This window comes from Desulfovibrio sp. (assembly GCF_035644575.1).
Taxonomy (GTDB): domain Bacteria; phylum Desulfobacterota; class Desulfovibrionia; order Desulfovibrionales; family Desulfovibrionaceae; genus Desulfovibrio.
Genome location: NZ_DASQOG010000253.1, coordinates 1 through 11,462, shown reverse-complemented (window position 1 = coordinate 11,462; position 11,462 = coordinate 1). Strand labels below are relative to the sequence as shown.

General features: G+C 58.2%; 9 protein-coding genes and 1 pseudogene. 5 read left to right on the top strand and 5 right to left on the bottom strand.

Going from position 1 to position 11,462, the window contains the following annotated elements:
* The 4 genes and pseudogenes from VEZ52_RS14305 to ilvN form a co-directional block, all read left to right on the top strand.
* A pseudogene (locus VEZ52_RS14305) lies at positions 1-274 on the top strand (elongation factor Ts); the annotation flags it as partial.
* Between the two features lie 248 nt (positions 275-522).
* Entirely contained in the window at positions 523-2,112 is a 1,590-nt protein-coding gene (locus VEZ52_RS14300; RefSeq protein WP_324837411.1) for a TerC family protein, read from the top strand.
* A gap of 270 nt (positions 2,113-2,382) precedes the next feature.
* Complete coding sequence (ilvB, locus tag VEZ52_RS14295; protein WP_324837410.1) at positions 2,383-4,059, top strand: biosynthetic-type acetolactate synthase large subunit; 1,677 nt, start codon at positions 2,383-2,385, stop codon at positions 4,057-4,059.
* Positions 4,056-4,352 carry an acetolactate synthase small subunit gene (gene ilvN / locus VEZ52_RS14290; RefSeq protein WP_022657648.1) on the top strand — a complete coding sequence of 99 codons (297 nt, stop codon included), beginning with the start codon at positions 4,056-4,058 and terminating at the stop codon, positions 4,350-4,352. Before ilvB ends, ilvN begins: the two co-directional genes overlap by 4 nt.
* A 123-nt stretch (positions 4,353-4,475) precedes the next feature.
* Here ilvN and VEZ52_RS14285 read toward each other — a convergent pair whose 3' ends face one another.
* Complete coding sequence (locus VEZ52_RS14285) at positions 4,476-5,711, bottom strand: 6-phosphofructo-2-kinase/fructose-2,6-bisphosphatase (RefSeq protein WP_324837409.1); 1,236 nt, start codon at positions 5,709-5,711, stop codon at positions 4,476-4,478.
* Positions 5,712-5,847: 136 nt separating this feature from the next.
* Between VEZ52_RS14285 and VEZ52_RS14280 the strand changes: the two genes are divergently transcribed.
* The gene (locus tag VEZ52_RS14280; protein ID WP_324837408.1) at positions 5,848-7,665 is read left to right on the top strand and encodes a GGDEF domain-containing protein; all 1,818 of its coding nucleotides are present in this window, start codon (positions 5,848-5,850) and stop codon (positions 7,663-7,665) included.
* A 74-nt stretch (positions 7,666-7,739) separates the two neighbouring features.
* Here VEZ52_RS14280 and tyrS read toward each other — a convergent pair whose 3' ends face one another.
* From tyrS to VEZ52_RS14260, 4 genes are all read right to left on the bottom strand, one after another.
* Positions 7,740-8,936, bottom strand: coding sequence for a tyrosine--tRNA ligase (gene tyrS, locus VEZ52_RS14275; protein WP_324837407.1), 1,197 nt, complete (start codon positions 8,934-8,936; stop codon positions 7,740-7,742).
* Positions 8,937-9,064: 128 nt separating this feature from the next.
* Positions 9,065-9,313: a hypothetical protein gene (locus VEZ52_RS14270; protein ID WP_324837406.1), complete on the bottom strand. Its 249-nt coding sequence runs from the start codon at positions 9,311-9,313 to the stop codon at positions 9,065-9,067.
* Between the two features lie 159 nt (positions 9,314-9,472).
* The gene (locus VEZ52_RS14265; protein ID WP_324837405.1) at positions 9,473-10,342 is read right to left on the bottom strand and encodes a hypothetical protein; all 870 of its coding nucleotides are present in this window, start codon (positions 10,340-10,342) and stop codon (positions 9,473-9,475) included.
* A 348-nt stretch (positions 10,343-10,690) separates the two neighbouring features.
* Positions 10,691-11,422 (bottom strand): hypothetical protein, encoded by a 732-nt coding sequence (locus VEZ52_RS14260; RefSeq protein WP_324837404.1) that lies wholly within the window; start codon positions 11,420-11,422, stop codon positions 10,691-10,693.
* Positions 11,423-11,462 lie beyond the last annotated feature (40 nt).

Below are 11,462 nucleotides of genomic sequence, written 5' to 3'. Positions count from 1 at the left end.
CCTTGACGCCGCCAGCCTTGATCAGGCCGCTGTGGAGCGTGAACGCGAAGTTTACCGCCAGAAGGCCCTTGAAGAAGGCAAGCCCGCCCAGATCGTGGACAAGATTGCCGACGGCGCGGTGAAGAAGTTCCAGAAGGAAGTATGCCTCATGGAACAGCCCTACATCCGCGACGACAAGAAAATCATTGCCGACATCGTGCGCGAAACAGGCAAGACCATCGGCGACGAAATCACGGTTACCGGTTTCGAACGCATCCAGCTTGCTGCCGAATAGGCGCAGCGCAGCGCCGGATTACGGCACATAAGTGTACGCCTTCTGGCCAAGCACGGTTTTATGGGGGGCCTTTGGCCCCCCATTGCGTTTGACAAAGTCAACGCAACCAGAAATCATGAACTGACAGCGCCTTGCGGTGTTGTCGGGCGCGAATGGTTTCTCAAATCCCGCCAGGCGGGAATTGCTGTCTGCTGGGGCCTCTGGCCCCTTTTTTAGTACGGAAACGCGGCATAACCGCCGGAGAAAATATGTGGGATCTGGCATGGGTAACTGACCCCGCAGCCTGGGCTGGTCTGGGTACGCTGGTGCTGCTGGAAGTGGTGCTGGGCGTAGACAACCTGGTTTTTATTTCCATACTTGTGAACAAACTGCCGCAGGAAAAGAAGCGTCAGGCCTTCATGACCGGCCTTGGGCTTGCCCTGCTCATGCGCATGGTGCTGCTGGCCTTCATGGCGCGGCTGGTTGCCCTCACCGACCCCCTGTTTACCCTGGGCGGGCACGGCTATTCTGCGCGTGATCTTATCCTTATGGCGGGCGGCGTGTTCTTGCTGCTCAAGGGCACCATGGAGCTGCACGACAGGCTTGAAGGCCATGCGGGCAGATTCAATACCAGCGGGCCGCAGGCTGGCTACTGGCAGGTAATTTTTCAGATCATCATTCTGGATGCCGTGTTCTCGCTGGATTCCATCATCACGTCTGTGGGCATGGTGGACCATGTGTTCATCATGATGCTGGCGGTGCTGGCTGCCATGATCATCATGGTGCTTGCAGCAGCGCCTTTGCTGGAATTTGTGGAGCGCCACCCCACCGTCATTGTGCTGTGTCTGGGATTTTTGCTGATGATCGGCCTGAGTCTGCTGGCCGATGGCCTTGGCTACCATATTCCCAAGGGCTACATGTACGCGGCCATTGGGTTTTCGGTGCTGGTGGAGGCCTGCAACCAGTGGGCCTTGCGCAGTCGGCGCAGGCGCTACAGCATGCGCGACATGCGTGAATCCACGGCACGGGTCATTCTGAACCTGCTTGGCGGGGGCGTGCCCGGCGGCGGAGAGGCGCAGCTGGAGGCGGCGGCGCTGGCAGGCGATGCCGGGGGCCAGCTCTTTGCTCCCATGGAGCGGGACATGGTGGCCCGTGTGATTCGCCTTGGCGGGCGCACGGCACGTTTTATCATGATCCCGCGCCAGCGCGTGGACTGGCTGGACAGCAATGCCGACCGCGCCACCGTCACGCGTTTTGCGGCGGCCTCGCGCCTTGCCTGGCTGCCAGTGCTGCGGCGCGATACGGACGAAGTGCTGGGCGTGGTGCACCCCGGTGAAATTCTGCAACAGGAGCAGCAGGGCATAGGCAACCGCGAGTGGGATCTGAAAAACTACGTGCGGCCCGCGCCCACCATCTTCGAGCATATACCGCTGACGACCCTGCTGGAAGATTTTCGTACCAATCCCGCGCCGCTGGCCTTTGTGCGGGATGAATACGGCAGCGTAGTGGGCATCATCACCCCTGCGGAACTGCTGAGCGTCCTTGCGGGCCAGATGGGCGACATGCCCGCCGGGCCGGAAGTTTGCCGCAGGCCCGATGGCAGTTGGGTTCTGCCGGGGCGTCTGGCTGTTGACCTTTTTGCAAGCTGGCTTGGCGTGAGCCTGCCTCGCCGTCTGTGCAGCGCCACCCTCGGGGGGCTCATCATGGAGCGCCTTGGCCGCATACCCGAAAAAGGTGCGCGTCTGCGCTATCAGGGTTGGGATCTGGAGATAACCCGCATGGATCGACGCCGCATCGATGAAGTGCGCGCGGTCAAGCTGCTGTTGCCCCATGCCGAAAGCAAAAAGCGTAAAAAATAAAAATTCGGCCGCACTGGTCTGACATGTTGACAGCTTGCCGGGTGCGGGCGTAGAGTTTCAACCATGAGCATGAACACACAATCTTCTTTCCGCCACGTAGCGCTGCTATCCATTATGTGCGCCGTAGTAGTACGGTGTCACACTTTGCGCGCGTTCTGAGCAGGGAAGATCTAAGGTAGTATTGCAAACCCCGCCGGCGCGAGTCGGCGGGGTTTTTTTAGTCCGCACCGCCGCCGACAAGCCTCACCATCGAAAAGGAGTCTTGCGGCGATGTTACGTCTTTCGGGAGCAGAACTCACCATCCGCCTGCTGGAAAACCAGGGTGTCACGCACATTGCCGGCATCCCGGGCGGTTTCAATCTTCCTCTCTACGATGCCCTTGGGCGCAGTGGAACCATCCGGCATATCCTTGCCCGTCACGAGCAGGGCGCAGGCTTCATCGCTCAGGGCATGGCAAGGGTTACGGGCCGCCCCGGCGTTATCTTTGCCACTTCCGGCCCCGGCGCCACCAATACGCTCACGGCGCTCGCCGATGCGCGCATGGATTCCGTGCCCTTGGTCTGCATTACCGGGCAGGTGCCCCTGAGCATGATCGGCACCGATGCCTTTCAGGAAGTGGACATCTACGGCATGTCCATTCCCGCCACCAAGCACAACTTCATTGTGCGCTCCATTGACGAACTGCTGCGTGTGATTCCCGAGGCCTTTGCCATTGCCGCAGGCGACCGCCCCGGCCCCGTGCTGGTGGATATCCCGCGCGACGTGCAGGTTGCGGTTGCTGAATTGCAGGAGCTGCCCGCCGCCGGGGCACCCGTTCCCATGCCCAAGCCAGACCCGCAGGCCCTTGCCCGCGCGGCGGAAATGATGAACGCCGCAAAGCGCCCTCTGCTGCTGCTGGGCGGCGGCACGTCTTCTCCCGAGGCTTCGGCGGCGGTGGTTTCCTTTATGGAGGCCCGGCGCATCCCCGCCGTCATGTCCTTGCGCGGGCTGGGCACAGTGCCGCACGGGCATGAACTGGCTGTGGGCATGCTTGGCATGCACGGAGCGCGCGCTTCCAACATGCTGGTGGACGAATGCGATCTGCTCATGGTTGTGGGCGCTCGCCTTGGCGACCGCGCCACGGGCAGGCTGGACGGTTTTTGCCCCAAGACGGGGCTTGTCCACATTGATATTGATGCCTGCGAGGTGGGCAAGCTGCGTATTCCGCAGGTGGGCATTACGGCGGACGCGGCAGAGGCTCTCACTGCTTTGCTGCCCCTGTTGCGCAAGACTGACCATGAACCATGGCTTGAGCGCGTGGCCGCATGCAAGGCGGAGCACGGCCTGCGTTTTGACCGCACGGATGAGGTCTGTTCTCCCTACGGCATCATCAAACACGTGGCGGACGCCCTGCACGGCAAGGGCATTGTGAGCACAGATGTGGGCCAGCACCAGATGCGCGTGGCCCAGGCCTACCCCATGATGCAGCCCCGGCAGTGGCTCACCTCCGGCGGGCTGGGAACAATGGGTTTTGGCCTGCCTGCCGCCATAGGCGCTGCGCTGGCAAAACCGGAGGAAACCGTGGTCTGTTTTTCCGGCGATGGCAGCCTGCTCATGAATATTCAGGAAATGGCCACAGCTGTTGAAAATCAGGCTAATGTCAAGATTATCCTGTGCAATAACAGTGGATTGGGGCTGGTGCAGCAACAGCAGGATCTGTTCTTCGGAGGGCGACTGTTCGGCTCGACCTTCACGGCAGGCACGGATTTTGTGCGCATTGCTCAGGGCTTTGGTATGCCGGCCATCTGTCTTAACAACGAGCGCGACCCCAGGGCCGTGCTGGAAAAGACCTTGGGCACGCCCGGCCCATGCCTGCTTGAAGTGCGCATGAGCGCAGAAGAAAAAGTTTTTCCCATGGTGCCGCCAGGAGCGGCCAACAGTCAGATGATAGAGGGGGTTAACGCATGAACGGTTCAGTGACGAGCGCGCTTACAACGTTGCACTTGAGCGTCAACAATCATCCTGGTGTGCTTTCGCACGTGTGCGGCCTCTTTGCCGGCCGCGCCTACAACCTTGAAGGCGTGCTTGTTACGCCGGAAGCTGACGGCGATACCTGCCGCATGTGGCTGGTGGTCAAGGACGACGGGCGCATGGAGCAGATTGTCAAGCAGGTGCGCAAGCTGCACGATGTGCTGGATGTGCAGGTGGGGCATGCGGAACCGACGGTCTTCAACCGCCTTGCCGGTTGCCTTGAATGCTGAATAAAAGCAGGGCGCGGTGCGTAACTACATAACACCGCGCCCTGCGTAACGAGCCTTCCATAGGCTGTGCCCCTATCTGCCTGCGTTTGATGGACGCGCGGCAGATAGGGGCACGGCCATTTTTTATTCAGCCAGCAGGCTGGCCCCCGGCCCGCCGTCATAGGGCACGCGTTCAAAGACCTTGCGGCGCGGGGTCAGGCTGATGTGGTAGTACTGGTTTTGCGGAATATAGATAAAGGGCACGTCTTCGTTGCGCTGCCGGAGAAAGAGCGAAAGCAGCACCCGGTTGATGGCCTGATGCCCCACAATGATCAGGGGCGCATCCCCAGCCAGAAAAAGCGCCCGCCGCAAACCGCGCTGTACCCGCTCGCGGAGCAGGGCGTAGCTTTCGCCATTGGGGTAGGTGTATGTGTATTTGCTGGCGTTGCGGCCTTGGGTGACCTCGGGCATGCGCTCGCGGATTTCGCTGTAGAGCATGCCCTCGCAGTCGCCCGCCCAGATTTCGTCAAATTCCTTAAAGGCCATGGCGTGGGCCTCGGGCCGTTCGGTCAGCAACGGGGTTGCCGTTTCGTGCGAGCGTATGCGCGTGGAGGTAAACACCCACTCAATGGGCTTGTTGCGCAGGTGGGCGGCAAGGGCAAGCGCCTGAGCGCGGCCTGTGGCAGTGAGCGGCGGGTCGCCGCCGATGCGGCCCCGCAGGTTGAATTCCGTCTGGCCGTGGCGCGCCAGATACAGGCACTGAATCCACACGCTGACAACCATTTCGCGGATAGCGGGGTAGTAGGGTGAACTTTCGCAGGGACGTTCGTCCAGAATGCGGTTGGCTGTGGAATCAACGCGTAGCCAGTATTTTTCGTCCTGCAATGGCTCGTAAATGGTTTCATAGTAGCTGATGCGCTTCATGAAGCTGGCAAGGGCTTCTTCTTCAGTATACGAGGCATATTCCGGCAGGGTGGTCTTGCGGCGTATGCAGGCATTGAGCAACAACTGGTCTTCATTGACGCATTCCACAAAGAGCACCGGGTAGTCGGTAAGCGTGGTTTCTATAAGGTGTCTGCGCGCGCGGCTGACGTTGGTGGCGTCAAGAATGGCCACCTCGCCGTCCTTGGCCAGCCATTCGCGGGCGATTTCCATGTTGCGCATGCAGATCATTTCGCGCGCTTCACGGCCCAGCTTGTTGTTGGGATCGTAAAAATTGGGGTCGGTGGACTCCGCGCCAATGAGCGCGCGGCGCATGTCGCCGTTATTGAACAGCTTTGCGGCAATGCCCTCGGTCACAAGTCCGTCGCGGATGCGCTTTGCCAGAGTGGATTTTCCCCTTGCGGGCAGACCGACCATGGCGACATAAAGTTTCTGCATACGACCTCCGTTGCCGCATGGTAGGAGAAAAGAGAAAAAAATAAAAGAACTCTGCGGGATGGGGCGGGTCGCTCCTTGCCTGCCCGCGAGAGCGGTAGTATCATGTAATAAACATATTTACCCGCTGAGTTTTGCCATGAGCATCACGGCTTTTTTCAGAACGCTGTCATCCCGGTCACACTGGGCCATCCACAGTGTCTGGTTGGTCGTGCTTGCTGTCGTCCTGTGCGCCAATGTGGTGGATGGTTATTTTCAGCTCCAGGAAAATGAGTTGCGTCTGCTGCTTTCTGAAAGCAGCATTGCCGTCAATATTGTCAAAATGGAAGTGAGCGGCATCACCCATCTGCTGGACACTGTGGAAAGCGCCGCCATTGCCCACCAGGACGAAGACCAGCTTGGCGACAGGCTGCAAGATCTGGTGCGGGATAATCCCTTTGTCGCCGCCATATCTGTCGTTTCCAACGGTGCACCCCGGGTTTCCACTGGCGCTGTTTCTTCTTCGTCCTCAGCCGTTTTTTTCCGTTCCACCGCAAAGGACGGGCTTCCCTCCGTATCTGTAAGCATTGCCCTGAGACCAGAATTCTGGGGATACAAACTGGCGTATGCGTTCAGCCGCGCAGATGCTAAAGTTGCCGTCTATACGGCCTCTGGACGCCCATTGCTGCCCTTTGCCTACCTGGACAACGCTGAAAATGCATTTCTGGCGGAGAGCATTGCAAACATGGCGCCCGATGCGGCGGCCTTGCACACCCAGCCCCTGCGGGCTGGTGGGGCGCGCGCCATGCTTGCCTTGCAGCAGGCGGCAGCGCCCTTTCTGGAGGGCGGCCCCCTGGTGGTGGGAACAATCATCAGCGGCGAAAACAGCTATGCCCACTGGCGCAGTGATCTGCTCATCCAAGTGCTGATATGGCTGACTGCGGCTGTTCTCTCAACTTCACTCCTGATGATAGAAGCGCGCAGACGCCGCCGTTCTGAACTTTCCACAGAAAAACTGCAAAGCGCCATGCGCTCGCGCGACAAGTTCATCAGTATCCTGATGGACCACGCACCCATCATGGTTTCCTACTGGGATGCGGAGCGGCGGTGCCATTACGCCAATAGAATGTACAGGGCATGGTTTGGCAGAGGTGAGGAGGAGATCATCGGCATTGATCTGCAATCCTTGCTGGGCGAAGAACTGCTTGCCAGATGCGCCCCCCTCATTGATGCGACCCTGCGCGGCGAACCACAGGATTTTGAACAGGAAAGGGTAAGGGCCGACGGCTCAACAGGCTATGTGCTGTCCCGCTACATACCGGATATGGATGGACGGGAGGTGCGGGGTTTTTTTGTTATCGCCTCTGACATTACAGAACTCAAACAGACGCAGCAGAGTCTGGAAAAACGTATCGAAGACCTGTACTCGCTGGCGACCACAGACGCGCTTACTGGCTTGAACAATCGCAGGAACCTGCTGGAAAAAGTTCAGTTCGAGATTGAAAGAGCCAGGCGCTATGACCTGAACATGGTTTTCTTTATGCTCGATATCGACCATTTCAAAAAGATCAACGACACTTTCGGGCACGATACGGGCGATGCCGTGCTGAAAGGGCTTGGCGCGCTGCTGCATGACACCATGCGTACCTCTGACCATGTGGGACGCCTTGGCGGCGAAGAATTTGGCATTCTGCTGGCCAGCGTTGTGCCCCAGCAGGCAGAGGCCATTGCAGAGCGCTTGCGCAGGCGCGTGGAAGAAATGGTCGTATGGCACAATGAAAAAAATATTCGTTTTACCGTCAGCATTGGTCTGGCGGATTTGCAGATGGATGTGGAAAAGCCCCTGGAAGACATGATGAAGAGGGCAGACCTTGCCCTTTACCGGGCCAAGAACAGTGGACGTAATCGCGTTTGCCTTGCGGACAATTTGCTGCCGCCCGCCGTGGAGAACTCTGAGGGTCAGGGTTTTGGCGCATAAAAAGAACGCCCTTGTGCGGCAGGTCTGCACCTGCTGCACAAGGGCGTTCTTCAAGTATCCAGGCTGATTGCGCCTTAGCGCACCTTCAGCTTGAGAAAGCGCTTTTTGCCGAGCTTGACAACGTATTCCCCGGCTGCAAGCGGGGTGATGGCGTCTTCGCAGCGTTCTCCGTCAATGGAGAGCGCGCCTTCTTTCATCAGGCGTTTGGCTTCGCCCCGGCTTTTAACAAGGCCTGCGGCATCAAGAAACACCGGGGGAGTGCTGTCTTCGCCGCAGGCGCACTGGTGCTCGGGCATATCGTCCGGCACCCCGCCGCCAGCAAAAACGGCATTAAAGCCCTGCTTTGCTTCATCGGCGTCTTTTTCGCTGTGGTAGCGGCTCACCATCTCATGGGCAAGATTTTCCTTGGCGGCCTTGGGGTGCAGCTCGCCGCTGGCCACGGAGGTCTTGAGGGCTGCAATGTCTTCAAGGCTTTTGGCCGAGAGCAGTTCATAGTAGCGCCACATGAGCTCATCAGAGATAGCCATGACCTTGCCGAAAATCTGGGAAGGGGCTTCGTCAATACCAATGTAGTTGCCGTAAGATTTTGACATCTTGCGCACGCCATCGGTGCCCTCGAGCAGGGGCAGGGTCAGGATGCACTGGCTTTCAATGCCGTAGTGCGCCTGGAGGGTGCGGCCCACCAGCAGGTTGAACTTCTGGTCAGTGCCGCCCATTTCCACATCGCTCTTGAGGGCGACAGAGTCATAACCCTGACACAGCGGATACAGAAATTCATGGATTGATATGGGGCGCTGCTCGCGGAAACGCTTTTCAAAATCATCGCGTTCCATCATGCGGGCAACGGTATAGCTGGAAGCCAGCTTGATAAAGCCCGTGGCGTCCATCTTGCCCAGCCAGGCCGAGTTGAAGGCAACCTCGGTCTTCTGCGGATCAAGAATCTTGAAAACCTGTTTTTTGTAGGTTTCCGCGTTGGCAAGAACCTGTTCCTCAGTGAGGGGGGGGCGGGTTTCCGAGCGGCCGGAAGGGTCGCCTATGCGGCCCGTAAAGTCGCCGATAAGAAAGATGACATGGTGCCCCAGTTCCTGAAAATGACGCATCTTGTGCATAACAACCGTATGCCCAAGGTGCAGGTCAGGAGCGGTGGGGTCAAAGCCCACCTTGATGCGCAGCGGCTTGCCGCGCGCAATCTTTTTGCGCAGTTCGTTTTCGTCAATCAGCTCGGCCATGCCGCGCTTGATGGTGGCCATTTGGCGGTCAATATCCGTCATCACCCTTACCTCTGTGCTGGCTTCGGTAAAAAACGCCGGACCAAAAAAGAATATGCGCCGACGTAGACGGAAAGTGATACCCCCAAGGCGGCGATAGTGTCAAACCATGCCGCAGAGAATCAGCCTGCCTACAGGCTCAGCAGCGAGGCAACGCGGCTGGCGCTCAGCCCGCCGTGAACAGAAAGCGCGTCCATGGGATTTTGCGAGATCATGCTCATGGTGTCGTCAAGCACGCCGTCCACTTCGTCATCCGCCAGCAGATTAGGGGCGCTCAGGCTGACAACATCGCGGGAAGGCGTGCTGGCAGCGGTGTTTTCATCTTTTTCCATGGCAGGGAAGGCAAAGGCCGGAGAGGGGTTGAGTCCGGAAATTTTCATGGCTGTATCCTTTATGTTGATGACCTGCATGGGTCAAATTTTCCGCATGGCGGCAATACAGCCATAAAAGATGCAATTTTGGGGCCAGAAAACGCGGATTGGAAGAAAGCGCAGGGGGTGGGGCCGTGGTAAAAGCAGAAACGATGCGGGGACTTGTGCCTAGGCAGACTCTTGCTGATCCTTTGAAGCATCGGCGTATTTGGTGAGGCACTGGCGCAAACGGGGGGAGCCGCCCTTGACGTTGAGCCAGCGCAGCCTGGCGCGGCGGGCGCTCCAGTCCAGTTCTTCCTGAAAGCGCAAGCGCACGGGAATACCCTGTGCGTCAGGGGCCTTGCCAAAACCTGCCCGCTTGGCAAGAAAAACATAGGGAGGCGCAGTAACAGGCACCACGCTGGGCTGGAGAAAAAACAGGTAGGTTGCATCGGAGGTGAAGGACGGTATCGCCAGCTCTTCCGGCATGCAGACGCATGCCCCGCCTTCTGAAACATCCATAATGCGCGTGGCTGGCGGTGGCACCCGGCTGTACTCCCCAAGCATGATGCGCAAATCATTGGTGGTGTCGGGGCGCTCCGGCGCGAGCAGTACGCTCGACATGCGGCTGTATTCAGCGCGCCAGGGTATCCTCTTGCTGCTGCGCAACTGCCGTACAGTCACATGGCGTGAAAAGCGCAGACTCAAATACAGCATTTCGCCATTGGGCCCCACAGCTGTTTCGAGTATCTGCGCGCTACCGTAAACGCCAAGGCGCGCCGCCATATCCTGCGCAATGTGCCGTTTGACGCTGAAGTAAAATTTGCCCTGGTTTACTACAGTCTTGGGGTTCTGGGCCTGCATGGTCATGGAACGCACCACAAGCTGCGCCTCCCTGCCGTTGACCTCGCGTACCAGACCCTCCACAGATATGCAGGCAGTCTCGCCGCACCAGATAAGGCAGCATTCAAGGTGTACATTGGCCCCGGTGTTTTGTGCATCGGCCAGCGCCTCATGGCAGCTTGAGTTCCAGAGGCAGAAGGAAGCGTCTGAATTCATGGGACAGCCTTGAATGAGTTGGTAAAGCCGTGTAGATATATCAATACTGGTATTATGTCAATGTGTTAGTGGTATTTGCTTGGATAATATACAGTCCGATTGTGCCTAAGCTGTTACTTGTAACAGGCTTTTTGCGAGATGTATCAGATTGCATATGTTGTGTTTGGTGGTGGCGGGCAAGCCGCGACCTGTTCCAGATTGCTGGTCGCGTTGACGCCATCAACGCTCAGAAGCTCGCCTTCCATAAGGAAGGCGAGCTTCTTCAACATCCAACCAGGCAAAGCCGGCATATCCCCATTTTTTAGCAGACGCGGGCTATGGGGATGTGTGCGTCTCCGGATTTATGCCTTAGCCTTCTTTTTTGACTTTGGATTTGGTCATGGCAAGGCCAATGCCCTCGAACAGTTCGAAGATGGCAAAGCCGTACCACAGGGTGTACAGCACGTAGAAAACCAGCATGCAAACCATCAACAGAACGTGCTCGGACACCTTGGCGGCGGTCACGCTGTAGAAGTTGTTGCCCGGCTCAATGGCGCGGCGCAGTACATGGTCCACCACCTGCGACTCGGCAATCAGGCGCTGCTTCTGCAGTTCCTTGATGCTGGGCGAAAGCAGATACCACCATGCGGAGGCCACTTTAAGGGCATTCTCCCCACCGTATTTCTGCGAAACCTTGTCTGCATCGTTGTGATACAGGGCATCGGAATCGTCAGTGGCGGAGGCGAGGATTTTGCCAAGGTCGCCTGTAAAGGTGACCTTGCCGTCAGTTGCGCTCACGTCCGTGGCGCCCGCAGTTTGCAGGGCCATGGCGGCAACGGGGGCAAGGGCGGCCTTCTTGAGCTTGACCGTAATCGTCACTACCTTGCCGTCAACCTTTTTCAGGTTTTCGCGAACGCCGGGGATAAAGTAGGACGAACCCTTGGAGAGCTCGTTGAAGACGTTATCGGCGTATTCAAGGCCGGTAACGTGCTTGCCGTTTTCGTCACGCAAGATGGGCATGAGCAGGGCGGCAAACAGAACCAGAAACGAAATGAGCATCAAGCTGCCCCGGAAGAAAGGGGCTTTGGCATGAATAAGCATGATCAGGCCTCCCCTCTAAGCTTGCCGAGGTTGAAGAAGA